Origin of the sequence: Herbaspirillum sp. NPDC087042 (assembly GCF_044745245.1) — a bacterium.
Taxonomy (GTDB): domain Bacteria; phylum Pseudomonadota; class Gammaproteobacteria; order Burkholderiales; family Burkholderiaceae_D; genus Herbaspirillum.
Genome location: NZ_JBIUZW010000001.1, coordinates 114,696 through 140,970, shown reverse-complemented (window position 1 = coordinate 140,970; position 26,275 = coordinate 114,696). Strand labels below are relative to the sequence as shown.

Below are 26,275 nucleotides of genomic sequence, written 5' to 3'. Positions count from 1 at the left end.
GGTTCGATTCGTTGCAGTTGATATCGGGACGGCCCGGCCTCAGGCCGTATTGCCGGCCACCTGCGCGGCGGCAGCGGCTTCCTGGCGTCCCACGTAGCCGCTGAAGGCGGCAGCCAGGATGCGCTCCTGCGACCAGTCGTTGCGGCTGAAGGTCTCGGCGATGCGGCCGGCGCTCATGACGGCGATACGGTCGCAGATCTGCATCAGCTCGCGCAGGTCGCTGGAGACCACCAGCAGCCCCTTGCCTTGCGCCGCCAGTTCGGCAAAGAGCCGATAGATGTCGGACTTGGCGCCGATGTCGATACCGCGCGTGGGTTCGTCGAAGAGCATGATCGGGCAATCGCGATACAGCCAGCGCGCAATCACCACCTTCTGCTGGTTGCCGCCCGACAGTTCGCCGGCAGCCTGGGTCGCGCCATGGCTGCGGATGCGCAGCTTGGCGATGTAGTCCTGCGCCACGGCAGCCTCGGCCGCATGGTTGAGCACCCCTCCCCGGCTCACCCGACCCAGGTCGGCCAGCGAGGTATTGACGCTGATGGCCTGCGGCAGCAGCAGGCCTTGTCCCTTGCGGTCTTCGGTGACCATGGCGATGCCCGCCTTTACCGCCTCCTTGGGGCTGCGGATGCGCGCGGCCTGCTGGCTGTCGCCGATGAAGACTTCACCCTGGTCGGCCCGGTCGGCACCGAAGATCAGGCGCAGCAATTCGGTACGACCCGAACCGATCAGGCCGGCGATGCCCAGCACCTCGCCGGCATGCAATGCCAGGCTGGTGGGCTGTACTACCGTGCCGCGTCCCAGGCCGCGCACCCGCAAGACCGGCGCGCCGATACGACGATGACCGGCATCGAGATCGACCTTGGTCAATTCGCCGGCCATCAGTTGCACCAGCTGCTCGGTCGTATAGCGACCGATATCGTCGTTGCAGACCAGCTTGCCGTCGCGCAGCACGACGATGCGGTCGGCGATGCGCTTGAGTTCTTCCAGCCGGTGCGAGATGTAGATGATGGCCACGCCTTCGGCGCGCAGGCGCTCGATGCGCGAGAACAGCAGTTCCACCTCGCGGTTGGTCAGCATGGCGGTGGGTTCGTCCAGCACCAGGCAACGGCAGCTGCCGATCAGGTTGCGGGCAATCTCGACCATCTGCTGATGCCCCAGTCCCAGCTCGCCCACCGGCGTCCAGGGATCGAGCTCGCCCAGGCCGACCACGTCCATCTGGGTACGCGCCGCAGCAGCCAACTGCTTGCGGTCGATCCAGCCGAAGCGGCGTGGCAGCTTTTCCAGGAACAGGTTCTCGGCGATGGACAGCGTGGGGATCAGATTCAGTTCCTGCATCACCATGCGGATGCCCAGGGCTTCGGCCTGGGTGCGCGAGGCAGGTTGATAGGCTTGGCCGTCCAGGGTCATCTGGCCGGCACTGGCATCGACCAAGCCGCAGAGGATCTTGGAGAGCGTGCTCTTGCCGGCGCCGTTTTCACCGGTCAGCGCCAGCACCTGGCCGGGATGCAGGTCCAGGTCGATGCCATCGAGCACCGGTGCGGCATAGCGCTTGCCGATGCCCGACAGGGTCAGCAAGGGAGCCGATGGAGGAGGATTGTCGTTGGGCTGCATGAAAGCGGTAGCGCAATGAGGGGGAGGCAAAGGCCCGCGCCACCGTCGGTGGCACAGGCGCTTTGCGGGAGAGACAGACGCGCCGGAGCGGCCTTGGGCTTACCTGGTGCTTATTTGGTGACCAGCGACACCTTGGTTTCGACCACGCCACCCAGGGCGCTTTGCGGCTTCTTCTCGGCGATGGCCTTGAGTGCGGTCTCGATGCCGAACACCGCTTGCTGCTGGGCGAACTGGTCGACGGTGGCCAGCACGCGGCCATCCTTCAACATCGGCTTGATGGCGGTGATGTTGTCGTAGCCCACCAGTTGCACCTTGCCGGTCTTGCCGGCGGCACGGATGGCGGCCACGGCACCCAGCGCCATGTTGTCATTGCCAGCCAGGATGGCCTTGACATCCGGATGGGCGTTGAGAATGGCAGCGGCGACCTTGTTACCCTGGTCGATTTCCCACTGGCCCGACTGCACGGTCACCACGTTGGCGCCGGCATCCTTCATCGCATCCTGGAAGCCCAGGGTACGTTGCTGCGCGTTGAAGGTGGTGGACACGCCTTCGATGATGGCGACCTTGTCGCCCTTCTGCAGTTGCTTGCCCAGGTAGTCACCGGCCAGCTTGGCGCCCTTGCGATTGTCAGGACCGACGAAGGGCACGCTGATGCCCTTCTCCTTCAAGGCCGCGTCATCGAGCTTGTTGTCGATGTTGACCACGATGATGCCGGCGTCGATGGCCTTCTTGACCACCGGTACCAGGGCCTTGGAATCGGCCGGGGCGATCACCAGGGCGCTCACCTTGGAGACGATCATCTGTTCGACGATCTTGATCTGGTTGGCGGTGTCCTGCTCGTCCTTGATGCCGTTGGCGATCAGGTCGAACTTGCTGGCATTGGCCTTCTGGTATTCGCGGGCGCCATTCTCCATGTTCAGGAAGAATTCGTTGGCCAGCGACTTCATGACCAGCGCCACCTTGGGCTTGGCCGGGGTCTGCGCCATCGCGGCACCGGGCAGGACTGCACAGGCCAGAGCGGCAATGGCGAAATGGCGGCGGGTGAATGTGTTCATCTGCGTCTCCAATATTGATGTTGTCGGCGTTTCCCTGAAGATACGCACCGTTATAGTCGCGCAAACGTTTGCGCGAAATGGAGAATAGCACCGGCATTCATGAAAATAAAGCCCGTCCCGCAGCTTTTTTCATGTCTTGCCAGTCAGTCAATCTATTTGAAGAGCGGCGCCAGGAGGGCCCCGCCATGTCAGCCCGCACCGTGACGCTGCCATGAAAAACGGCGGGTAGCACCGCTTGGCACTACCCGCCGTCCATGACCGTCGTTGCTGCCGGGCGTGTCAGTCCACGCGACCGTGATGGGCCGACCCCGATCGGTCCTGCTTGGGCTTGAGCGAATCAGGCAGCCACAGCCGATAGACCAGATAGGCGGCAAAAGCGCCGCCCGCCACCAGCACGTAGACCACGTACCAGTTCAAGAAGACCCTGCCCCACGCAAGGATCTGTTCCAGGATGTGCATATCGTCCTTCCCCAAACCTTCTGCCTGCCCCCAGGCAACATTTCCACACATCCGCTCAGCGCACCGGGCTAGTGTCCCGGACTGGCGCGGCGCCAGACATAGGCGCCAAAAGCGAAACTGCCCACGATGACGTACAAGAGATACCATGCCAACGCCTGGGCGCCATAGTCCAGTAGCAATTCGATGAATTTCATCGCTGTCTCCTCGTTTCATCTGCCGCACTGATATTCGTGCTGCTTATCGTCTCAAGGGATGAAATTTCCTTCAATCAACATCCCTGCCATGCTGCAGGGCCTGCTGTCACTCCAGATACCGTGACCGAGCTCCCGGTCCACGCCCAGACAGGCCCGCAAGCCCATCTTGCTACTGCCAAAAAATGATGTAAAGAATGCTTTATTTCGCGTAGCAGCAAATTGCCCGTTGGCAGGACGTCATTGCAGAGCTGCAAACAGGCCGATGCCATTTTGGCAAAGCCTCATCCGACAGGAAAACGCCAAGTCATTGATTATCAGATAACTTTTTTGCGCCGCAAAACAAAAAGTTGTGAAATCGTCGTCAAATGGCGACTTCGGCAATACGCTGTCCCGAATGCCGCGCTTGTACTGGTCTCTCCCCGAAGTTCGGCATCAGATGCCCGCCATGCCGTCCAGACATTCACCACGCTTATGTCTTACGCCACAATACCAGCGTGCCGCACAGGCCCGCGAGGATCGATCCCCCCAGCACGCCCAGCTTGAGCTTGGCCTCGAAGTCGGCGGAGAGTCCCTGGAAAGCCAGCCCGCCGATGAACAGGCTCATCGTGAACCCGATGCCGCACAACATGCACACGCCGATGAATTGCCGGGTACTGGCACCGGTGGGCGCTGCCGCCAGGCCGCTACGGATCATCAGCCAGGCCGCGCCAAAGACCCCCACGGTCTTGCCCAGCACCAGCCCGCCGGCAATCCCCAGGGGAATGGGCTCCAGCAGGCTGCCCAGCGACATGCCCTGCAAGCTCACGCCGGCATTGGCAAAGGCAAACATGGGCAGGACCAGGAAGGCCACCCAGGGATGCAAGCCATGTTCGAGCGCACCCGCTAGTGGCTTGTCCTCTGCATCGCGCATGGGAATGGCCAGCGCCGTGGCTACCCCGGCCAGGGTGGCGTGGATGCCCGACTTGAGCACACACACCCAGATGATCAGGCCGACCACCAGGTAGATGTCGGCACGCCGCACTCCACTGCGATTGAGCAGCACCAGCACCAGCGTGCCCACACCAGCGCCGGCCAGCATGCCCAGCGACAGATGGTCGGTATAGAACAGCGCAATGACGACGATGGCGCCCAGGTCGTCGATGATGGCCACGGCCGTCAGGAAAACCTTCAGCGACGTGGGTACGCGCGAACCCAGCAACATCACGATACCGATGGCAAAGGCGATGTCGGTGGCCGCGGGGATGGCCCAGCCACGCAAGGCGACCGGATCGCCCAGGTTGACCAGGGCATAGATCGCTGCCGGCACCACCATGCCACCCAGGGCAGCGGCGGCCGGCAGGATGGCCTGCTTGCGCGAGGCCAGCTCACCCTCGACGAATTCACGCTTGATTTCCAGCCCCACCAGGAAGAAGAAGACGGCCATCCAGAGGTCATTGACCCACAGCAGCAAGGGCTTGGACAGCACCACCAGCCCGCCGATATCGACCGTCCCCTTGATCTGGGTAAAGCGCGCATAGGCTTCGCGCCAGTCCGAATTGCTGATCACCAGGGCCAGCACCGCCGCGATGGCCAGTACGATGCCGCCGGCCGCCTCGTGGGCAAAGAAACGCATGAAGGCGTTGCCGCCGGAAGATTGCTGATGTGTCTTGCTCAATGACTGCTCCTTGTTGCCGTTTTCAACACAGGCATTGACTGTAACAAGGGAGCGCCAATTCTCCAAATAAAGCGAGTCCGGGATCTGGCTCAGCGCGCCGACAGGGTCTGGTCACCCTGCCCGGGGCTGCAGTCGTCGGCGATGCGGCTCCAGCCATGATGAACCACGATCGTGCCACCGTGCATGCACAGCTCGACGCGCCGGCTGCGAGGGTCGCGTCGCTGGATGAAGTCCTCGATGGATTCCGGCATGCTGACCTGATAGAGATTGCCGGCAATGTTGGCCGGCGGATGATCGGCATTGTGGATCAGCGGGATGACATGGCTGACCCACATCAGGTAGCGCTGCTCGACATGGATATCGCTGGGTCGATAGTCACTGTCGCGCAGCCACTGCTGGGCCGCCGCGCGGAACGCATGGTCGACATCGATATGCCCCCATGCAAAGGCCAGCATTTCCATGAGCCACTGATTGCAGTTCTGGAACTGGGTCGAAAAGGCATAGGCGTTGGCGCTGTACTGCCCGCCCAGCAGATGCAGCGCCAGCGTCTTGTCTAGCGCCGTGTCATGCATTTCCAGGCCCAGCACGCCGGGCACGAACACCAGCGACACGAAGGGAATCGTGGTGCTGTCATTGTTGATCAGGAAGCCCGCCAGCCCCTGGTCGAAGATATCCGGCTTCTCGTCTTCGCAACTGTAGAACAGCTGGCGCACCGTCCAGCCCATCGCACCAGTGCGGATGGCAAAGCCGGCATGCGAATAACGGATGTGAAAACGCTCCAGATCGATGGCCGAACGCGAAATGATGGCGCTGCTGGCATCGGCCTGGTCCAGTTCGGCCCTGACGGCGGCGGCGAAATGCAGCAACTGGTTCTTCTGCTCGGCGTTCAGGTCCAGGGTACGGTCGCAATAGACGAACAGGTTGGCGCCATGGGCGGGTGCCATGACGACCACGGCGCAGCTGCAGAGCAGGCACAAAAGCGCCTGCCGCAGCAGGCGATGCAAGCGGCCAGTCATAGCGGGCAGGACTGCGGCCATCCTACTGGATCACGACCTGCCTGGCATTGAGATCATCCCGCCACTGCTCGTTGAGGACCACTACGAAAGGTTCCTTCTCGAATGCCTGGTAGAACGCCAGGCCATAGTCCTGCCGTGTCGCCCTGACCGTCTGGCCCACACCGATCTCGACCCGGGCATAGTCATTGGCGGGCAGATAGAGATAGATGTCGTGGTCGCGATCCTGGCCATCGGCCTGCAGCCGCAGGCGCATCTGGTCGGTGCGACCATCGGCCACCTCGATATTGCTCACCTTGTAGGTGCCATGGGTCAGGTCCACCAGGTTGACCACCGTGGTCGTGGCCTTGCTGACCAGGGTAGAGACGCTGGCCACGGTACCGCTCACGCTGAGCGACAGGGAGATCGAGATGCCGTTGGCCATGCTGCTGGCGTGGGCCGACAGCAATGCGAGGGCCAGCAGCATCGGCAGCAGCTTGCTTGTCTTGGAAAGAGTCATGTCGCGGATGGCCTTGTTGTTATGTTCCAGCGCATCCCACATCGTCAGGTGTGGGCTTGTGGTCGCCGCGAGTGTAGCCTGCCACCTGAGCGTGTCTGGCAAACTTTGCAATTGCAGAGAGCTGTAAGCCGAAATTGACCTTTATTGACGCCTCCTTGCAAGCATCAACGTCATTTCCATGCCATTTCGATGGACAAAAAAAATGGGCCGTCCCTCTCCACAGGAACGGCCCGACCCTCCACACCACAAACCGTTGGCAATGGCCCTTGCAGCCACCTGCCTCAATTCATCTCAGTGCTCCTCCATCCATCTCAGCGGAACACCAGCACCGGCACCTTGCTACGGGCCAGCAGCTTTTGCGTCTGGCTGCCGAAGAGCAGTCGCCCCAGCGTCGAGCGGGCCTTGGAAGCCATGAAGATGGCATCGCAATGTTCACGCTCGGCCACGCGCATGATTTCTTCGTAGGGCCGACCACCCTGTGCCACCTGCACCGAGCAGGGAACGCCCTGCTCACGCGCCATCTCGGTGATCATCTCCACGCTGGCCAGTGCCCGTGCACGGCCGGCTTCGCCGGTACGCGCCACATCGACGCCCACGCTGACTTCCGGAATCGACAAGGCGCGCAGATTGCCCGCCACCGACAAGCCCACCAGATTGCTGCCGCAGCTCTTGGCCAATGCAATGGCCGCCTTCACGGATTCATTGCAGAGACGAGAACCATCGGTTGCCAGCAGGATGTTCTTGAACATGTTGACCTCCGTAGGTGACTGATTTCGTATGACTGCATAGTAGGCCCGGCACACCGGTCTGTACTTGACATGCATCAAGTCGCTACCGCGCTGGGGGCCAGGCTGGACGCGGCTTGCGCTAGATCAAATGGCAACGCGCAAACAAAAACGGCCTGCACAGTGGCAGGCCGCGAGTCTTCTCAGCACCAGGACATCAGGTCGGCCTGAAGGCCAGGAAGCGCTCGATCAGGCGCGCCAGCACCGGCTTGAGCTGCCCGGCCAGCGCGGCATCGAGCGCATATGGCGCCTCTTCCTGCATGTAGCTGCGCTGCGCCAGCTCCAGCTGCATCGCATGCACCTTCTGGTCGGGCTGGCCATAGTGGCGGGTGATGTGACCGCCCTTGAAGCGGCCATTGAGTACCGCCGGATAGTGCGGCGCCAGCTCCCGGGCCAGCTCCAGCAGCGATTCGCCCACACCGGCTGCACAGGATGCACCGCTGGCATTGCCGAAATTGAAGACCGGCAGCTCGCCCTCGAACAAGTGCGGGATCACCGAGCGGATCGAATGTGCATCCCACAGCAAGGCATAGCCGTGGAGGGCCTTGATGCGCGCCAGTTCGGCCTGCAGGGCCGCGTGATAGGGCTTCCAGTAGAGCTCCAGGCGACGTGCGGTCTCGGCCTCGTCGGGCTCGCAGCCGGGACGGTACAGCGGCACATTGTCGAAGGTGGTCAGCGGGCACAGGCCGGTGGTGTTCTGGCCCGGATAGAGGCTCTTGCCATCGGCCGGACGATTCAGGTCGATGGTGTAGCGCGAGTGGTAGGGACGCAGCACCGAGGCGCCCATGCCGGCCGCAAAGTCGTACAGCTCGGCGATATGCCAGTCGGTGTCGTCGACCTGCAGGCCGACCTCGCTATAGACCGGTTTCAGGTCCTCGGGCAGGCGCGTACCCACGTGAGGCATGGAAATCAGCAAGGGTGTCGTACCCTGCCGCAGCGCGAAAATATCGTTTTGCATCTTGCTTCCTACTCCTTCAGTAAATCGGCCACGGCCTGGCGATAGGCCAGGCGTGCATGGTCTTCCAGCGCGTGATGGCCGGCACTGACCACCTTGCGGCCGGCAACATGGACGTCACGCACCGGGTTGCCTTCGTGCTCGCCGAACACCAGCGCCGAGAGCAGTTGCGATGCACTGCGTCCGGCCAGGTTGACATGCTCGCCGTCCAGCACCACGAAGTCGGCGCGTTGCCCCACTGCCAGCCCGGCCACCGCCCGGCCGCTGGCTCGGGCGCCACCAGCCACGGCTTGCACGTACAGGCGATCGGCCACCGCCGGAGCCTGCCCGGTGGCCAGCACATTGCGTCGCTGGTGGTGCAGGCGCTGCCCATATTCGAGCAGGCGCAGCTCCGAGCGCGGGTTGATGGCGATGTTGCTGTCCGACCCGATGCCCCATTGCGCGCCGGCATCGAGCAGGCGCGGCGCGTCGATGATGCCATCACCGAGATTGGCCTCGGTGGTCGGACACAGGCCCACCACCGCCTGGCTGGCGGCAACGCGCCGATATTCGGCATCATCCATGTGGGTGGCATGCACCAGGCACCAGCGTGCGTCGAGTTCCTGCAGGGAAAGCAATAACTGTACCGGGCGCTGGCCGCACCAGGCCAGGCAATCCTCCACTTCGCGCATCTGCTCGGCGACATGGATATGCAGGGGGGCATCGTGTCCGCCCGGCTGGGAGCGCAATCCGTTCACCAGCGCATCCAGGCTCTGCGCCGACACGGCGCGCAGCGAGTGCGGCGCCATGCCATAGCGGCGCATGCCGTTCTCGGGAAGCGCGCGCTGCAAACGCTCGCGCAAATCCAGCAGCCAGGGCACGGAGGAGACGAAGCGCGCCTGCTGGGCCGATGGCGGCTGCCCGCCAAAGCCGCCCTGCTGGTACAGCACCGGCAAGAGCGTCATGCCGATGCCCGCCTCCTGCGCAGCCTGCATGACACGCAAGGCCAGTTCGGCCGGATCGGCATAGGACTGGCCATCCGGGGCATGGTGCAGGTAATGGAATTCGCACACCGAGGTATAGCCGGCCTTGAGCATCTCGATGTAGAGCTGGCGGCCGATGGCCTCCAGGTGTTCGGGCTGCAGCCGCTGGGCAAAGCGGTACATCAACGTGCGCCAGCTCCAGAAGGAATCGGTGGGACTGCCCATGGTCTCGGTCAATCCCGCCATGGCACGCTGGAAGGCGTGCGAATGCAGGTTGGGCATGCCGGCGATGACGGGGCCGGTGGCCACCGGCACATCACCGCTGTCACCACCATCACTACCGGCGTCGACGGCCAGGAAATTGCCCGAGCCGTCCCAGCGCAGCAGCACGTCACTGCGCCAGCCCTCGGGGAGCAAGGCCAGCGGGCAGAACAGCGTGCCGCCGGCGCCATCAAGGTGTTGCAGGTCTTGTTCGCGATGCGATGCCATGTGCTCACCTTTTTGTATTGGCTATGTCTGGAACACCTCTCATACGTCCGCTTGGAATCACGGAATCACGACGAAAGGCGTTCCAGTGTAGGCCCAGTTCATTGACGCCGCTGGTGGCGGGTGGATCGTCAATGTCCGGGGATCTCAGGTCTTCGGCCGTATGCACACAGCCAGCACGACGGTGCCGGGCGTGCAAAGCAGGTCGGGCAGCCTGACGCCCTCGCGCAGACGCGCAAACTGGCCGCCGCACAGGGCCTGCTGCAAGCCGTCCACGTCGGACAGGCAGGCAGCGCCCTGGGCGACGTAGAGCAGGACCGTGTCGGCCGGCAGCCGACGCGAGTTCAGCTCATTGAAGATCACTACCCTGCCCTCGGCATGGTCACGCCTGACCATCAGATTGAAGTCCAGCGTCGGTGCGCCATGCAGTTGCACCGACACCGGCAGTTCGCCGGGGAAGGCGTGGGGCGCGAAGCATTCGCGCAGGTCGTGTACCGGCTGCCCCAGGCTGTGCATGGTGAAGCCGCCACCCTCGAGCAAGACGATGGTGCGGTCGATGCCCTCGAAGGTCGAAAACACGCCGTCGCGGCCGACATCGGCCACGCTGGCGCGCCAGGTGAAGCTGGAGAAATCGGCCTCTTCCGGCTGCACCCACAGCTCGCGCGTCTGGCCGCCTTCGTTCTTCCAGGGGACGGCGTCGATGCGGCCCAGTTCGCCGACGAAGGCGATGGTCTTGGCGGCGCGCTCCCGTTTCAGTCCGGAGTCAGGCGCCATGGGCCGCCTCGCGCGTGAGCATGGTCTGCAGGAAGCTGCGGGTACGGGCCTCGCGTGGTGCGGTGAAGATATCGGCCGGCGCGCCGGACTCGACAATGCTGCCATGGTCCATCACCACCACCACATCGGCCACCTCGCGGGCAAAGCCCATCTCGTGGGTGACGATGAGCATGGTCATGCCATCGGCGGCGAGATCCTTCATCACCTGCAGTACTTCACCCACCAGTTCGGGGTCGAGCGCCGAGGTCGGTTCGTCGAAAAGCATCACCTTGGGTTCCATGGCCAGGGCGCGGGCAATGGCCACGCGCTGCTTCTGGCCGCCCGAGAGCGTGCCGGGATACTCCTTGGCCTTGTGCGCCAGGCCGACCTTCTGCAACAGGCGCAGCCCCTGCTCCTGGGCCTGCTTGCGCGGCACGCCACGCAGGCAGGTGGGTGCCAGGGTGATGTTGTCCAGCACCGTCAGGTGCGGGAACAGGTTGAAGGACTGGAACACCATGCCCACCTCGGCACGCAGCGCATCCAGCTTGGGCTCGGGCATCATGCGGCCGCCCTCCACCACCGGATGGCCGCACACCACCACGGTGCCGCCTTCGGCCGTTTCCAGGCCGTTCAGGCAACGCAGGAAGGTACTCTTGCCACTGCCGCTGGGGCCGATGATGACCACCACCTGGCTGGGTGCGACGGCGAAGTCGATGTCTTTCAACACCACATGGCTGCCGAACGACTTGCGCAAGCCCTTGATATCGACGATGGCCTGGCTCATCAGACCCTCCCTTCGGAACGCAGGACTTTCTCGATCCGGCGCAGGATGATGGTGGTGACGCTGGTAAGGACCAGGTAGATCACGGCGATGACCAGGTAGGTCTCCAGCGAACGGTAGGTCACGCTGATGATCTTCTCGCCCTCGTGCATGAGGTCGGCGATGGTCAGCAGCGACACCAGTGCCGAATTCTTGATCAGCGCGATGAATTCATTGCCCAGCGGCGGGATCATGCGCACCAAGGCCTGCGGCAGGATCACGCGCCGCATGGCCATGCGATACGGCAGTCCCAGCGAGCGGGCGGCCTCCATCTGGCCGCGTTCGATGGACTGGATGGCGCCGCGCACGATTTCCGACACATAGGCGCCGCTATAGATGCCCAGCCCCAGAATGCCGCAGACATAGGCCGGCAGGATCAGCCCCACGTGCGGCAGGCCGAAGAACCACAGGAACAGTTGCACCAGCAGCGGCGTGCCGCGCACCAGGGTCAGGTAGAAGGTACAGATGCCGTAGATCACGCGGCGCTGCGGCGACAGACGCCCCAGCCCCACCAGCAGTCCCAGCACGCAGCCCAGTACCAGGGCGGCGGCGGTGATTTCCACCGTGACCAGCGTCCCGTGGACGAGCGAGGGCCAGCTTTCCCAGACGCCCGAAAAATCCAGTTTCATGAAAAACCCCGGAAAAAAGAATCCCATTCCCCGACCGAAAAGCCCGGGCTGTAGGTGCCATGCAGACGGAGAATGGACCACCGCCCCGGGCGGTCCAGGTCCGGCCTCAGGCCTGCTCGAACCAGAGGCCGGATGTGGCCGGATGCGGCCGGATTGGAACTTACTCGCTCTTGCCGAACCACTTGTCGGTCAGGGCCGTATAGGTACCGTTCACGCGCAGGGTCTGCAAGGCCTTGTTGAGTTGCTCGGCCAGCGCCGCATCATCCTTGCGCATGGCGAAACCATACAGCTCGGTGGTCAGGCCCTTGTCCAGCACGCGCACCAGCGGCTGGGTACGGGCGTACTCCACCGCCGCCGGACGACCGGTGACCACGGCATTGACACGACCGGTGGCCAGCAGGTCAAACATGGCCTGGTTCTTTTCCACTTCGACGCGCTCCACACCAGGGAAGTTGTCCTTCAGGTAGCTCACCGACTTGGTACCGACCTGCACCGAGACCTTCTTGCCCTTGTTCAGGTCATCGGGGACCTTGATGCTCTGGTCCTCGCGACGTACCAGCACGGCCAGGCCGCCACGGTAGTAGGGATCGCTGAAATTGACGACCTTGCGGCGCTCATCGGTCATGTAGATGGCCGAGGCGGCGATGTCGAAACGGTTGGAGATCAGGCCAGGGATGAGTCCCTTGAAGTCGATATCGACCCACTGGACCTTCTTGCCCATGGTCTTGGCCAGGGCTTCGATCAATTCCACATCGAAACCGGTGCGCTTGCCATCCTTGACGAATTCCATCGGCGGGAAGGTGGCATCGGTGCCGACACGGATGACATTGTCGGCGGCGTGGACCGCCGGCGCAGCGGCGGTGAGCATGGCCAGGCTGGCCGTGAAGACGCAAAGCAGCTTGGAGAATTTCATCATGACTTCCTCAGTAGAGAAACGACGAGACGGATCGGACACCGGCGTACCGGCATACCGGCGTGATGACAACAAATCCTTCAGGCGTTCGGTACACGGCCTTCCCCGAGGAGAAAGACCGGTGACCTGCACGCTTAAAAACGATTACAAATCCGCTGCGCAGATTCCACTGTCATGCGCACCAGTTCCTGTTCCCGCGTGCCCACGCGCAGGGCCGGCGCCATCAGCGTGATGGTGCCTTCCAGGCGGCCATTGGAGGTCATGATGGGGACCGAGACCCCCCACACGCCCAGATCGACCTCGCTCTCGCTGATGCAATAGCCGCGGCGGCGGATCTCGTCGAGCTGGGTTTCCAGCGCCAGGGCCTCTTCGGGCTTCTCGCCCAGCTGGTCGGAAATGATCTTTTGCTGCAGCTTGCGCGGCATGAAGGCCAGCAGGCTCTTGGCCGATGCGCCCCGGAGCAGCGGATGCGCCCGCCCCTTGGTGAAGGAACAGCGCAGGGGCTGGTCGCTCTCTTCCATGGCGATACAGACCATCTGTCCGTTGATCGGCACCAGCAGGCCCACGCTTTCACCGCTGCGCTGGACCAGCGAGCTGATTTCCTCGCGGCTCTGGCTGATCAGGTTGGAGTTCTGGTCAAAGCCCCAGGCCAGCTGCACGCCGGTCGGTCCCGGCTCGAAGGTGCCGGAGTTCATGTGTTCCTGCAACAGGCCCCATTTCTTCAGGGAAGCCAGGTGGCGATACACGGTACTGACCGGTTGCTGGACCATGGCAGCAATCTGCTTGGCACTGACAGGTTTGCCGGCACGGGCCACGCCTGCTAGAACGTGGAGTACGCGGTCGACGATGGTGGAGGTTTGTGGAGAGTCCATGGCGGCAATATAAGGTTAAATTCTCACTTTAGGCGATTAATTCCCGTATATAGGGAAATTTTTTGAAAAAATTTGAAGGGAGCCTTCACATTTTCCCAATGGCTGGCTGAATTTTCTCATCTGCAACGAAAATTGCCTCATGCTATTTTTTAACTGGTCAGTGCCGAAAATAGCTGAGTGTCGACACTTCTTCCATTTTTCAGGCAAAGTGCTATGATCAATCCCATAAATAAACAAGGATTGTCGACACCATGACTGAGCTGATTGCACTGTCAGGATCTGACCGCGACGGGGAGACACTGTCGGAACACGTTTTCCGCAAGATCCAGAGCGCCATCGTGCAGGGTGATATCGCTCCCGGCAGCAAGATTTCCGAGCCCGAGCTGGCGCGCACCTATGGCATCAGCCGCGGACCGTTGCGTGAAGCCATCCATCGCCTGGAAGGCCAGAACCTGCTGGTACGGGTACCGCATGTGGGCGCACGGGTGGTGTCGCTGACGCTGGAGGGGCTGGTAGAGCTGTTCCAGATCCGCGAATCGCTGGAAGGCATGGCCTGCCGCCTGGCAGCCGAACGCATGAGCCGCGCCGAGCTGGACGAGCTGCGCCGGGTGCTGGAAACCCACGAGAAGGATGAAGGCTTCCAGGCCGGACGCGGTTACTACCAGCAGGAAGGCGACTACGACTTCCACTACAAGATCATCCAGGCCAGCGGCAACCAGATCCTGACCCGCATCCTCTGCGGCGAGCTGTACCAGCTGGCCCGCATGTACCGCATCCAGTATTCCGCCGCTCCCAACCGGCCGCGCCAGGCCTTTGCCGAACACCATCGCATCCTCGATGCGCTGGCCGATGGTGACGGCGAGCTGGCCGACCTGCTCATGCGGCGTCACATCGGCGCTTCCCGCCGCAACATCGAACACCAGATCGCGCAAGCCTCGGCCGGCAAACCGGCCAGCCAGCGGGATCAGGCCTGAGACGGCACCCCAAGAATCATTCCATCAACGAGACACGAGCCAACCGCCATGAACACCCAATACCGCAAGCAACTGCCCGGCACCCGACTGGACTACTTCGACGCCCGCGCCGCCGTGGAGGCGATCCGCCCCGGCGCCTGGGATGGCCTGCCCTACACCTCGCGCGTGCTGGCCGAGAACCTGGTGCGCCGCTGCGCCCCGGCCACCCTCACCGATTCGCTGCGCCAGCTGATCGAGCGCAAGCGCGAGCTGGACTTTCCCTGGTTCCCGGCGCGCGTGGTGTGCCACGACATCCTGGGCCAGACCGCGCTGGTGGACCTGGCCGGCCTGCGCGATGCGATTGCCGACATGGGTGGCGATCCGGCCAAGGTCAATCCGGTGGTGCCGGTGCAACTGATCGTCGACCATTCGCTGGCGGTGGAATGTGGCGGCGACGATCCGCAGGCCTTCCAGAAGAACCGTGCCATCGAGGACCGCCGCAATGAAGACCGTTTCCACTTCATCGACTGGACCAAGCTGGCCTTCGAGAACGTGGACGTGATCCCGCCCGGCAACGGCATCATGCACCAGATCAACCTGGAGAAGATGTCGCCGGTGATCCATGCCAAGGATGGCGTGGCCTTCCCCGACACCCTGGTCGGCACCGACAGCCACACCCCGCACGTGGATGCGCTGGGCGTGATCGCCATCGGCGTGGGCGGCCTGGAAGCCGAGAACGTCATGCTGGGCCGCGCCTCCTGGATGCGCCTGCCCGACATCATCGGTGTGGAGCTGACCGGTCGTCGTCAGCCTGGCATCACCGCCACCGACATCGTGCTCTCGCTGACCGAATTCCTGCGCAAGCAGAAGGTGGTGGGCGCCTACCTGGAGTTCTACGGCGCCGGTGCCGCCAGCCTGACCCTGGGCGACCGTGCCACCATCTCCAACATGGCCCCGGAATACGGTGCCACCGCCGCCATGTTCTCGATCGACCAGCAGACCATTGACTATCTCAAGCTGACCGGTCGTGAAGACGAGCAGGTCCAGCTGGTGGAAACCTATGCCAAGGAGGCGGGCCTGTGGTCCGACACCCTGGCCAAGGCCGAATACGAGCGCGTGCTGCGCTTCGACCTCTCGACCGTGGTGCGCACCCTGGCCGGCCCCAGCAACCCGCACAAGCGCCTGCCGGTATCCGAGCTGGCCGCCCAGGGCATCGCCGGCAAGGTCGAGAACGAACCGGGCAAGATGCCCGACGGCGCCGTCATCATCGCCGCCATCACCAGCTGCACCAACACCAGCAACCCGCGTAACGTGATCGCGGCGGCGCTGCTGGCACGTAACGCCAATCGCCTGGGTCTTGAGCGCAAGCCCTGGGTCAAGAGCTCGCTGGCGCCTGGCTCCAAGGCGGTCGAGCTGTACCTGGAAGAAGCCGGCCTGACCGGCGACCTGGAAAAGCTGGGCTTCGGCATCGTGGCCTTCGCCTGCACCACCTGCAACGGCATGTCCGGGGCACTCGATCCCAAGATCCAGCAGGAAATCATCGACCGCGACCTCTATAGCACTGCCGTGCTATCGGGCAACCGCAACTTCGACGGCCGCATCCACCCCTATGCCAAACAGGCATTCCTGGCCTCGCCGCCGCTGGTGGTGGCCTATGCCATCGCCGGCACCATCCGCTTCGATATCGAACAGGATGTGCTGGGCGTCAGCGCCGATGGCCGAGAAATCCGCCTCAAGGACATCTGGCCCAGCGACGAAGAAATCGACGCCGTGGTCGCGGCCGCCGTCAAGCCGCAGCAGTTCCGCAATGTCTACACACCGATGTTCTCGGCCCGCGTCGATCGCAGCCAGTCGGTCAGCCCGCTGTACGACTGGCGCGCCCAGAGCACCTACATCCGCCGTCCGCCCTACTGGGAAGGCGCGCTGGCCGGCGAGCGCACGCTCTCGGGCATGCGCCCGCTGGCCGTGCTCGGCGACAACATCACCACCGACCACCTGTCGCCGTCCAACGCCATCCTGCTCGATAGCGCGGCCGGCGAATACCTGGCCAAGATGGGCCTGCCGGAGGAGGACTTCAACTCCTATGCCACCCACCGGGGCGACCACCTGACGGCGCAGCGCGCCACCTTCGCCAATCCCAAGCTGTTCAACGAGATGGTGAAGAAGCCCGACGGCAGCGTGCAGCAGGGTTCGCTGGCGCGCCTGGAGCCGGAAGGCAAGGTAATGCGCATGTGGGAAACCATCGAAGCCTACATGGACCGCAAGCAGCCGCTGATCATCGTGGCCGGCGCCGACTACGGCCAGGGTTCCTCGCGAGACTGGGCCGCCAAGGGCGTGCGCCTGGCCGGTGTGGAAGCCATCGTGGCCGAGGGCTTCGAGCGCATCCACCGTACCAACCTGATCGGCATGGGCGTGCTGCCGCTGGAATTCAAGGCTGGCGAGAACCGCAATACCTACGGCATCGATGGCACCGAGACCTTCGACGTCATCGGCCAGCGCCGTCCGCGCGCCGACCTGACCCTGGTCATCCACCGCAAGAATGGTGAACGCGTCGAGGTGCCGGTGACCTGCCGTCTCGATACTGCCGAAGAAGTCTCGATCTATGAAGCCGGCGGCGTGCTGCAACGCTTCGCCCAGGATTTCCTGGAAGCCTCCACCCATGCCGGCCAGAACGCAAAGGAACAAGCATGAGCCAAGTCCCCCAGTTCCGCATCCCCGCCACCTACCTGCGTGGCGGCACCAGCAAGGGCGTCTTCTTCAAGCTCGACGACCTACCCGAAGCCGCCCGCGTCCCGGGCCGCGCCCGCGACAAGCTGCTCCAGCGCGTCATCGGCAGCCCCGATCCCTATGGCAAGCAGATCGATGGCATGGGCGGCGCCACCTCCAGCACCAGCAAGACGGTCATCATCTCGCGCAGCAGCCGGGCCGGCCATGACGTCGACTACCTGTTCGGCCAGGTTTCCATCGACAAGGATTTCGTGGACTGGAGCGGCAACTGCGGCAACCTGTCGGCCGCCGTCGGCCCCTTCGCCATCGCCGCCGGCCTGGTCGATCCGGCCAAGCTGCCGCAAGACGGCGTGGCGGTGATCCACATCTGGCAAGCCAATATCGGCAAGACCATCGTCGCCCACGTCCCGATCCGGGGTGGCCAGGTGCAGGAGACCGGTGACTTCGAACTCGATGGCGTGACCTTCCCCGCCGCCGAGGTGCAACTCGAATTCATGGACCCGGCCGCCGAGGAAGAAGGCGCCGGCGGCGCCATGTTCCCCACCGGGAATGTGGTCGATACGCTGGAGGTGCCGGGCGTGGGCAGCTTCCAGGCCACCATGATCAATGCCGGCATCCCGACCATCTTCCTCAATGCGGAAGAGCTCGGCTACACCGGCACCGAGCTGCAGGAGGCCATCAACAGTGATCCGGCCGCGCTGGCCCGCTTCGAGACCATCCGTGCCCATGGCGCCATCCGCATGGGACTGATTGCCAAGGTGGAAGAAGCCGCCACCCGCCAGCACACCCCCAAGGTGGCCTTCGTGGCCAAGCCGAAGGAATATGTCTCCTCCAGCGGCAAGACGGTCGGCTTGCAAGATACCGACGTACTGGTGCGCGCCATGTCCATGGGCAAGCTGCACCACGCGATGATGGGCACGGCGGCGGTGGCCATCGGCACGGCCGCGGCCATCCCCGGTACCCTGGTCAACCTGGCCGCTGGCGGCGGCGAACGCAACAGCGTGCGCTTCGGCCATCCCTCGGGCACCCTGCGGGTAGGTGCCGAGGCCAGGCTGGAAGACGGCCAATGGGTGGTCACCAAGGCCATCATGAGCCGCAGCGCCCGTGTGCTCATGGAAGGCTGGGTGCGCGTGCCGGGCGACGCATTCTGAGGCACTGATCGCCTCTGGCCTGCCAGGACGCCAGCACAAGGCACGCCGACGCACTGACGCGTCGGCGTGCCTTTTTCATGGATGGCGCTCGGCGATGGGTGATCGGTGATTGGCTATTGCACGAAGAAGCGTACCCGGATCGCATCGATGGCCACGGCGATGAAGATCATCACGCCGCCGATCATGCCGACGTAGAAGGACGGTACATTGGTAATGGCCAGTCCCACCTGGATCACCGTCAGCAGCAGCACACCGCCCAGGATGCCCAGCACGCTGCCACGTCCGCCGAAGACGCTGACACCCCCGATGATGGGCGCGGCGATCGCATACAACAGGTAACTGGCACCCTGGTTGGAGGTGATGGCGATCTGCCAGGAGGCCAGCAGATAGCCCGCAATGCCGGCGATGCAGCCGGCCAGCGCATAGCAGGTGATCTTGATGCGGTTGACCCGGATCCCGGCCGCATACGAGGCCTGCGCATTGCCACCCACCGCATAGATGGAACGCCCCAGCACGGTATGCCTGAGCAGCACCGCCATGGCCAGCAAGGCCAGCACGAAGATCACCGGCATCACCGGCCAGCCGCCCAGGGTGGCCGAGCCTATCCAGATATAGCCATCGTCCAGGTTGGTAATGGTCTTGCCTTGCGTGAGCGCCAGCAAGGCGCCCTGCAGCACGATCATCATGGCCAGGGTCTGGATCAGCGAGACCATGCGCAAGCGCGTGATGCACAGGCCATTGAACCAGCCGATGGCCGTCGCCACGGCCACACCGGCCAACATGGTGAGCCACCATGGCCCGCCATAGCTGGCATACAGCCAGGCCCCGATGGCCGAGGAAAATCCCAGGTTGGCCGGCAGCGACAGGTCGATCTCGCCCACCAGCAGGGGCAAGGCCACCGCCAGCGCCAGCATGCCCAGCACGGTGGCCTGGACCAGGATGTTCTGCAGGTTCATCACACTCAGGAAGAAGCGGCTGAACATCCCGAATCCCAGCACCAGCGCCACCAGCCAGATCCAGACGACATTGCGCAGGATCCAGCCCAGCATCTGCCGGGCACGGTGCGGCTGCCGGGTGGGAATGGTTGCGCCCGGGGTGGCGCCAGTCTGTGTTGCAGCGGTCATGTCGGGTCTCCTTTGTTCGTGTTCTGTCGTGTGTGTCTCATTGCGATAGCTGGCGCAAGCGGTCGGTGCTGATCTCGTCACCGCTGACTACATGGGCGATGCGGCCGCGCTGGAAGATGCAGATGCGGTCAGCCGCACGGGCCAGTTCATCAACGTCGGTGGAGACGATGATGACGGCCACGCCCAGCGCGCTGAGTTCATCCAGGATCCGCAATACGTCCTGCTTGACGCCCACATCGATGCCGCGCGTGGGTTCGTCCAGGATCAGCAGGCGTGGCGTGGTCGCCAGTACGCGGCCCAGGCAGACCTTCTGCTGGTTGCCGCCACTGAGCGTATTGACGGCGTCCTCCATGCCACCGGCCTTGATGCCCATGCGCGTGAAATAGGCAGCGCAGACCCGGCTCTCCTGCCCCGCATCGACCAGGCCACGCCGGACGCGCCGGCGCAGCGAGGACAGCGCAATGTTTTCGCGGATGGACAGGTGCCCGACCACGCCATCCTTGCGCCGGTCGTCAGAAAGATAGGCAATGCCCATGGCAATGGCCTGCTCGGGCGTGGCCGGTAATGCCGTAGCCTGCTGGCGCGGAAAGCGCAGGCGGCCACCCTGCACCGGCGCCAGCCCGAAGAGGCTACGCGCCAGCTCCTTGGCGCCCTCGCCCGGGAGGCCGGTAAAGCCGACGATTTCGCCGGGGCGGATCGCCATCCGTTCGATATGGAGCTTGCCGGCGACGATCTCATCCAGCTCGATGGCGTCCCCGCCCGTGCCGGTATCCGCCCTGCTCCGGTCACGCTGGAACAGATCCAGCTCCCGCCCCAGTACGAACTCCGAGAGCTGCGATGAACTGAGGCTGCCGACGTCCTCGCAGGTGGCCACCAGTTCGCCATCGCGCAGTACGGTGACGGCGTCGCAGATTTCCAGGATCTCGTCGTTGAAATGGGAAATGAAAAGGAAGGTCACGCCCTCCGAACGCAGCTGGCGCATGAAGTCGAACAGCTGGATCCGGTCCGGCACGGTCAGCGCGGCGGTCGGTTCGTCGAGAATGATGATGCTGCCGCCCGAGAACATCGCCCGCAGGATATTGAGCTTGCGCCGCGCCACCGCGTCCAGGCTGCCGGCCATGCGATGCGCGTCGATCCCCGTGCCGGCCAGCATGCGAGCGGCGTTGGCCCGCATGCGGCGCCAGGCGATGAAGCCGCGCGTGGATGGCCACAGGCCCAGCATCAGGTTTTCCATCACCGACATGTGCGGGATGATCATCGGCTCCTGCGGCACCAGGTAGACGCCCGCCTCTTCCATGCGCTTGACGTCGGCGCCCTCGATGGGCTGGCCGTCGAGGTAGATGCTGCCTTCGCTGGGGGCGCGCTGGCCGGAAATGATCCCCACCAGCGTACTCTTGCCCGCCCCGTTCTCTCCCAGCAGACCATGGATGCTTCCCCGGCGTATGCCCAGGCTGACGCCCCGCAGGGCGTGGAAGGCACCATAGCGCTTGCTCAGCTTGTCCACGCGCAGGGCCAGGTCGGCGCGGAAGGATGGGTCAGTCGTCATCTGGACTCCTTGGTGAGGGTGTCAGCGAGCACGGCGGCGGGCGCCACGGGGCTCAGGTGTAGGCAATGCCCCAGACCTTCTCGGCCACGTAGCCCCAATGGCGCTGGTCGGCGGCATTGGTCCGGTCGATGACGAACGGCGGGATGATCAGCGTCGGCCCGGTCTTGCCCTTGACGATCTGGCCCTTCTCCCAGAAGTACTTCTTGTTCTCGTAGGGACCGATGGGGACGTCCTTGCCGGGGATGGCGTACTTGAGCAGCATCTCCACGGCCACCTCGCCATAGGCGATCGGATCCTGCGAGACGCAGGCATCCATGTAGCCGTCCTGGATCCAGCGCAGCGCCACCGGCTCGCCATCGATGGTGACGAAGATGACGTGGTCCTTCTCGTCGACCTTCTTCCAGCGGTTCTTCTGCTGCAGGGCGGTGGCAATGCCGCGCGCTGGCGAATCGCTGGGTGCGTGTACGGCATCCAGGTCGGGATGTTCGGACAGGGTTGCCAGGGTCACCGCCAGCATCTGGTCCAGCTTGCCCTCGGTGGGACGGCTGATGTAGGTGATGCCGGGGTGCTTGGCGAACTCGGCATCCATGCCCTCCTTGCGCTGGCGCCAGGCCACGCTGGCCAGCGCGCCATAGCAGTTGAGCACCTTGCCCCTGGCGCTGCCATGCTTCTTGACCAGGCGATTGATGATCTCCCTGGCGGCCATGACCCCGCCCAGGTAGTTATCGAAGCTGACGGTGATGGCGACGTTGCCGCTCTCGGCCGGCGTATCGATGATGGCCACCGGGATCTTCTGCTGGTTGTAGCGGCGCAGCGCGCTGACGATGGCCTGGCTGTCGATCGGATCCGATACCAGTGCGGCTGGACGCGAGAGCATCAGCGATTGCCATTGCTCCAGCTGGCGGGTGTTGTCGAAGCTGGCATTGGTGGCCTGGAAGCTACCCTTGCTGGCTTCGACGGCGCGCTTGACGGCGGCCTCCTCGATCACGAAGAAGTAGTAATCGAGACTCTTGTTGCTGAACGGGATCAGCAGTTTTTCCTGTGCCCCGGCCCAACGGGTGGCCGCCATCGCGCCCAGCGCGAGACCACCCAATACGACCTGGCGACGTCCTGACTTGTGATGCTGACTCATGCCTACCTCCAGTAATTGATATAGTTTTGCTATAAAAAAGATGCAGGTGCGGCCACGCCGCTACTCATTACCTCGCTTCCACCTGCATCGCCAACGGATCTTCGGGGAAAAAGAAAACAAAATAATTGCCCGCAACAAGCTGCGGAGTTTTACTAGACCTGCGCACGCAACAAGACGCGGGATGTGCCATCGAAGCAGCCCACCACCATGCCGGCGGCTTCACGCGTGAACAGGCCGTTCTCGACCACGCCGGGGATGCGATTGAGTTCGACTTCCAGGCGCGGCGCGTCGGTAATGGCCTGGCAGCGGCAATCCAGGATGAAGTTGCCGCTGTCGGTGACCAGCGCACGCCCATCCCGGTTGCGCCGGCTGATCTCGGCGGTGATGCCATGGCTCTCCAGCAGGGCCGCCACCATGCGTTCGGTCTGCTTCCAGGCGAATTGCACCACCTCCACCGGCAGCGGGAAGGCGCCAAGGCGTTCGACGATCTTGCTCTCGTCGCAGATGGTGATCATGCGGCTGGAGGCATGGGCGATGATCTTTTCCCACAGCAGGCAGGCGCCACCGCCCTTGATCATCTGGAAGCCGCGATCGATTTCATCGGGGCCATCGATGGTCAGGTCAAGCGGGCCGATCTCATTGGGATCCATGATGGGAATGCCGACCTCGCGGGCCACGTCGATGGTCGAGCGCGACGTGGCGGTACAGGTCACGCGCAGGCCATCGGCGATGGACCGGGCCAGCTCGCGCACGAAGAAGTGCGACGTCGTGCCCGAGCCCAGGCCCAGGCGCATGCCATCCCGCACGAATTCCTCGATGGCGCGGCGGCCGGCCAGTTTCTTGGCTTCATTCTGGTTCAACTGCATGTCGGTCTCCTTCGAAAAACACACATCGGCACCGCGCCCGTCCTGGCTAGATCTTGTCGGTCATCCAGGAGTCGAGCGCCGGCAACTGGTCGGGGAACTCGCTGTTGCTGGCCACTGCAATGGCCGTGACCAGCATGTTGACCACCAGGTGGTGGTTCAGGCGCGAGGCCAGCGGGGTCATCAATTCGGTCTGGTCGTAAGGCGTGACGGCAATGAGGGCATCGGTGACATGGGCCAGCGGGCTGTCAGCCGCTGTCACCGACACCACGCGTGCACCACCGGCACGGGCGGCGATGGCCAGTTCCACCATGCGCCGGGTATGCCCGGATTGCGAGAAGATCAGCGCCACTTCGTTGGGGCGCGATTTCTCGGCGTGCATCCATTGCTTCTTTTCTTCCATCACGGCCGAGCAACGCAGGCCCAGGCGCTGGAACTTGTGTTCGGCGTCCAGCGCGGTGATCTCGGAAATGCCACTGGCATAGATGCCGATCCAGGTGGCCGATTGCAGCAGCGCCGCCCCCTCTTCGATCTGCTGCGGCACCAGGTCGTCCAGGGCGCGCTGGATGGCGCTGAGCGAGTTGTGGCAGGTCTTCCTGACGATCGCCCCGATGTCGTCGGCCTTGGTGATCTGCTCGTAGACGAAGGGGGCAGCGGGGACCAGGCTCTGCGCCAGGCTGAGCTTGAAATCCTGGTAGCCATTGAAACCGAAGCGGCGGCAAAAGCGCACGATGGTCGGGTCGCTCACCGCGCAACGCTCGGCCAGCGTGGCCATGCTCATGTGGATGACCTCGCCCGGCGCCGCGCTGACGAAATGCGCGATACGCAGCTCGGCCGCTTTCATCTCGTCTTGCTCGCGCACGATCTGCTGCAGCAGGCTGTTACTCATGACTGTCCTTTGTCGAAGGGCTCGTGGCCAAAGGCGCGATTCTATAAGACAGCAGGTCACTGAGGCGATGCAAACGCTGCCGCGGCGGCACCTCGACCTCGCCACCGCCGCCCCAGGGCACCACGAAGAACGGGGCATCGGCACCTGCTGCCGTGGCCCGGTCCACCTCGGTATCACCGATGTAGGCCCAGTCGCCAGGGGCCAGCGCCATCCTGGCCGCCACTGCCAGCAAATGCCCGGGGTCGGGCTTGCAGGCCGGCACGGCATCGGCGCCCAGGACCGCCTCGACCAATGGCGAGAGTCCAAGCAGATCGAGGATCTGGCGGGTCAGTGCATGCGGCTTGTTGGTACAGATGCCCAGCCGGAAGCCACTGTCATGCAGTGCCGCCAGGTCCTCCCGCACATGCGGGAAGAAGCGCGTGTGGCTGGCAGGGTTGCGCCGGTAATGGCCGATGTACTGCTCGACGGCGTGCGACAGGCCGGCCTCGTCGATGGCGATGCCCTGGTCGGCCAGGATGTCGGCGATCAGCCGCCGTGGCCCGTTGCCGATGAAGCGCTCCACATAGGCAGTATCCAGTTCGCCATGGCCCTGCTGGCGCAGGTAGGCGTTGACTGCCGCTGCGATATCGGGCGCGCTGTCGATCAGGGTGCCATCCAGGTCGAAAATGAAGGCCGCATAGTGCGGCATGACGTCTGCCTTCATGCTGCCGCTCCTTGCTCGGCCAGTTCACCGAGTCGGGCAAAGCTGCCGGCCAGCAGTGGATAGAGCCCCTGATGGATTTCCCGGGCTTGCGCATAGCACGCCTGGTGGGCAGGGATGGGACGCTCGCGACTCAATTCCTGCAGCAGTGCGGCCGCAACATCGATATCGGACCAGACACCCATGCCCACGCCCGCCAGCAGGGCTGCGCCCAGGGCCGCACCTTCCGCTGCGCCTTGCCGGGTCACGACATCGCAGCCCAGCATGTCGGCCTGGATCTGGCGCCAGCATGCCGAGCGCGCACCGCCACCGGAGGTGCTGACCAGGCTGGCGCGCACGCCCATGGCCGCCATCAGTGCCTGCATGTCGCACAGGGAATGCACCACGCCTTCCAGCACGCTGCGACAGAGATCGGCGAAATCATGCCGTGCCGTCAGGCCGATGAAGGCCGCACGGGCGGCGGGATCGGGATGCGGGCAACGTTCACCATTCAGGTAAGGCAGGAACAGCAAGCCGCGCGCGCCCGGAACACTGCGCTGCGCAGCCGCCACGAGGCTCTCGAAGGTTTGCACCTCGTTGCCCACGGCCTCGTTCATCCGCTGCCGGAACCAGGCCAGTGCGCCGCCGGCATTGAGGGAGACCCCCATGGCATGCCAGCGCCGCGGATCGACATTGCAGAACACCTGGATCCGCCCATCCGGGCAATCAAGCGGCTGCGCCAGCGCTGCCGCCAGGATGCCGGCCGTGCCGACGGTGGTCTGCAGTACACCCGGCGCCACCACACCTGCGCCCAACGACTGGATGACGCTGTCGCCGCCACCGCCGATCACCGGCAGACCTTGCGGAAGGCCAAGCAGGGCCGCGCCTGCCGCGTGCAGGCGGCCACTGACTTGCCGGGATTCATTGCAATCCGGGAAATGCGCCGGCGACAGACCAAGCGCTTCGATCAGCGCCCTCGCCCACTCCCTGCGCCGCACATCGAACAAGCCCGTACCCGAGGCATCGGAAACCTCGGTGGCAAACACGCCGGTGAGCACATGGCGCAGATAGTCCTTGGGATTGAGTACGTGGCGCAGGCGTGCATACAGATGCGGCTCATGCTTTTTCATCCACAGCAGCTTGCCGCCGGTATAGCCGACCAGCATGCGATTGCCGGTGATGCGCAACAAGGCCTCCAGCCCGCCTGCGGTGGCCGTGATCTCGGCCGCCTCGACTTCGTTGCGCTGGTCGTTCCAGAGGATGGCCGGGCGCAAGGGCTGCCCCTGTCCATCCAGCGCGGTCAGGCCATGCATCTGGCCCGACAGGCCAATGCACAGCACCTCCACCGGGCCAGCCGCCTGCATGGCCTGGGCCACGGCCTGCCGGACGGCGGCAATCCACAGCGCCGGATCCTGCTCGACCCAGCGGGGCCGGGGCTGCACGACCTCATAGGCACTGCTGGCCGTGGCGACGATGCGGCCATCGGTGCTCAGGAGCAAGGCCTTGCAGGCTGAGGTACCCAGGTCTATGCCCAGCAGGCAGGAAATGCTCATG

Annotated in this window: 25 protein-coding genes; 3 read left to right on the top strand and 22 right to left on the bottom strand. The window is 64.0% G+C overall.

Annotation, left to right across the window (positions count from 1 at the left end):
* Positions 1-39: 39 nt before the first annotated feature.
* From ACIPHN_RS00640 to ACIPHN_RS00570, 15 genes are all read right to left on the bottom strand, one after another.
* Positions 40-1,608, bottom strand: coding sequence for a sugar ABC transporter ATP-binding protein (locus ACIPHN_RS00640; RefSeq protein WP_400431266.1), 1,569 nt, complete (start codon positions 1,606-1,608; stop codon positions 40-42).
* A gap of 110 nt (positions 1,609-1,718) precedes the next feature.
* Positions 1,719-2,663: a sugar ABC transporter substrate-binding protein gene (locus ACIPHN_RS00635; RefSeq protein ID WP_400431263.1), complete on the bottom strand. Its 945-nt coding sequence runs from the start codon at positions 2,661-2,663 to the stop codon at positions 1,719-1,721.
* A gap of 279 nt (positions 2,664-2,942) precedes the next feature.
* Positions 2,943-3,122 (bottom strand): hypothetical protein, encoded by a 180-nt coding sequence (locus tag ACIPHN_RS00630; protein ID WP_400431260.1) that lies wholly within the window; start codon positions 3,120-3,122, stop codon positions 2,943-2,945.
* 68 nt (positions 3,123-3,190) lie between these two features.
* A complete protein-coding gene (locus tag ACIPHN_RS00625) occupies positions 3,191-3,316 on the bottom strand; it encodes a hypothetical protein (RefSeq protein ID WP_400431257.1) in 126 nt (41 codons plus the stop codon).
* A 469-nt stretch (positions 3,317-3,785) separates the two neighbouring features.
* Positions 3,786-4,928, bottom strand: coding sequence for a Na+/H+ antiporter NhaA (gene nhaA / locus ACIPHN_RS00620; protein ID WP_400433116.1), 1,143 nt, complete (start codon positions 4,926-4,928; stop codon positions 3,786-3,788).
* 131 nt (positions 4,929-5,059) lie between these two features.
* Positions 5,060-5,914, bottom strand: coding sequence for a DUF2145 domain-containing protein (locus tag ACIPHN_RS00615; RefSeq protein WP_400431254.1), 855 nt, complete (start codon positions 5,912-5,914; stop codon positions 5,060-5,062).
* 94 nt (positions 5,915-6,008) lie between these two features.
* Positions 6,009-6,482: a hypothetical protein gene (locus tag ACIPHN_RS00610; RefSeq protein ID WP_400431252.1), complete on the bottom strand. Its 474-nt coding sequence runs from the start codon at positions 6,480-6,482 to the stop codon at positions 6,009-6,011.
* A gap of 311 nt (positions 6,483-6,793) precedes the next feature.
* A complete protein-coding gene (locus ACIPHN_RS00605) occupies positions 6,794-7,231 on the bottom strand; it encodes a universal stress protein (RefSeq protein WP_400431249.1) in 438 nt (145 codons plus the stop codon).
* A gap of 193 nt (positions 7,232-7,424) precedes the next feature.
* On the bottom strand, positions 7,425-8,225 hold the full coding sequence (gene hutG / locus ACIPHN_RS00600) for an N-formylglutamate deformylase (protein ID WP_400431246.1): 801 nt from the start codon (positions 8,223-8,225) through the stop codon (positions 7,425-7,427).
* 8 nt (positions 8,226-8,233) lie between these two features.
* Entirely contained in the window at positions 8,234-9,673 is a 1,440-nt protein-coding gene (locus ACIPHN_RS00595; RefSeq protein WP_400431243.1) for a formimidoylglutamate deiminase, read from the bottom strand.
* A gap of 144 nt (positions 9,674-9,817) precedes the next feature.
* A complete protein-coding gene (locus ACIPHN_RS00590) occupies positions 9,818-10,444 on the bottom strand; it encodes a HutD family protein (protein ID WP_400431240.1) in 627 nt (208 codons plus the stop codon).
* Positions 10,434-11,207, bottom strand: coding sequence for an amino acid ABC transporter ATP-binding protein (locus tag ACIPHN_RS00585; RefSeq protein WP_400431237.1), 774 nt, complete (start codon positions 11,205-11,207; stop codon positions 10,434-10,436). The genes ACIPHN_RS00590 and ACIPHN_RS00585 overlap by 11 nt, the downstream gene beginning before the upstream one ends.
* On the bottom strand, positions 11,207-11,872 hold the full coding sequence (locus ACIPHN_RS00580; protein WP_400431234.1) for an amino acid ABC transporter permease: 666 nt from the start codon (positions 11,870-11,872) through the stop codon (positions 11,207-11,209). Before ACIPHN_RS00580 ends, ACIPHN_RS00585 begins: the two co-directional genes overlap by 1 nt.
* A 160-nt stretch (positions 11,873-12,032) precedes the next feature.
* Entirely contained in the window at positions 12,033-12,785 is a 753-nt protein-coding gene (locus ACIPHN_RS00575; RefSeq protein ID WP_400431231.1) for a transporter substrate-binding domain-containing protein, read from the bottom strand.
* A 134-nt stretch (positions 12,786-12,919) separates the two neighbouring features.
* On the bottom strand, positions 12,920-13,657 hold the full coding sequence (locus tag ACIPHN_RS00570) for an IclR family transcriptional regulator (protein WP_400431228.1): 738 nt from the start codon (positions 13,655-13,657) through the stop codon (positions 12,920-12,922).
* A gap of 251 nt (positions 13,658-13,908) precedes the next feature.
* On the opposite strand from ACIPHN_RS00570, the gene ACIPHN_RS00565 reads away from it, so the two are divergent.
* The 3 genes from ACIPHN_RS00565 to prpF are packed head-to-tail and all read left to right on the top strand — an operon-like array spanning position 13,909 to position 18,488.
* Positions 13,909-14,631 (top strand): GntR family transcriptional regulator, encoded by a 723-nt coding sequence (locus ACIPHN_RS00565; protein WP_400431225.1) that lies wholly within the window; start codon positions 13,909-13,911, stop codon positions 14,629-14,631.
* A gap of 48 nt (positions 14,632-14,679) precedes the next feature.
* Complete coding sequence (gene acnD / locus ACIPHN_RS00560) at positions 14,680-17,301, top strand: Fe/S-dependent 2-methylisocitrate dehydratase AcnD (protein ID WP_400431222.1); 2,622 nt, start codon at positions 14,680-14,682, stop codon at positions 17,299-17,301.
* Entirely contained in the window at positions 17,298-18,488 is a 1,191-nt protein-coding gene (gene prpF, locus ACIPHN_RS00555; protein WP_400431220.1) for a 2-methylaconitate cis-trans isomerase PrpF, read from the top strand. Before acnD ends, prpF begins: the two co-directional genes overlap by 4 nt.
* Positions 18,489-18,601: 113 nt before the next feature.
* Here the strand turns inward: prpF and ACIPHN_RS00550 are convergent, their stop codons facing one another.
* The 7 genes from ACIPHN_RS00550 to xylB all read right to left on the bottom strand — a co-directional run bounded on the left by ACIPHN_RS00550 (position 18,602) and on the right by xylB (position 26,274).
* Entirely contained in the window at positions 18,602-19,612 is a 1,011-nt protein-coding gene (locus ACIPHN_RS00550) for an ABC transporter permease (RefSeq protein WP_400431217.1), read from the bottom strand.
* A gap of 37 nt (positions 19,613-19,649) precedes the next feature.
* Positions 19,650-21,158, bottom strand: a complete 1,509-nt coding sequence (locus tag ACIPHN_RS00545) for a sugar ABC transporter ATP-binding protein (protein WP_400431214.1) — start codon at positions 21,156-21,158, stop codon at positions 19,650-19,652.
* Between the two features lie 52 nt (positions 21,159-21,210).
* Positions 21,211-22,290, bottom strand: coding sequence for a sugar ABC transporter substrate-binding protein (locus ACIPHN_RS00540; protein WP_400431211.1), 1,080 nt, complete (start codon positions 22,288-22,290; stop codon positions 21,211-21,213).
* A gap of 152 nt (positions 22,291-22,442) precedes the next feature.
* On the bottom strand, positions 22,443-23,156 hold the full coding sequence (rpiA, locus tag ACIPHN_RS00535) for a ribose-5-phosphate isomerase RpiA (protein ID WP_400431208.1): 714 nt from the start codon (positions 23,154-23,156) through the stop codon (positions 22,443-22,445).
* 46 nt (positions 23,157-23,202) lie between these two features.
* Positions 23,203-24,042 (bottom strand): MurR/RpiR family transcriptional regulator, encoded by an 840-nt coding sequence (locus ACIPHN_RS00530; RefSeq protein WP_400431205.1) that lies wholly within the window; start codon positions 24,040-24,042, stop codon positions 23,203-23,205.
* Positions 24,035-24,745 carry an HAD hydrolase-like protein gene (locus ACIPHN_RS00525; protein ID WP_400431202.1) on the bottom strand — a complete coding sequence of 237 codons (711 nt, stop codon included), beginning with the start codon at positions 24,743-24,745 and terminating at the stop codon, positions 24,035-24,037. The genes ACIPHN_RS00530 and ACIPHN_RS00525 overlap by 8 nt, the downstream gene beginning before the upstream one ends.
* On the bottom strand, positions 24,742-26,274 hold the full coding sequence (gene xylB / locus ACIPHN_RS00520; protein WP_400431199.1) for a xylulokinase: 1,533 nt from the start codon (positions 26,272-26,274) through the stop codon (positions 24,742-24,744). Before xylB ends, ACIPHN_RS00525 begins: the two co-directional genes overlap by 4 nt.
* Between the last annotated feature and the right edge of the window lies 1 nt (position 26,275).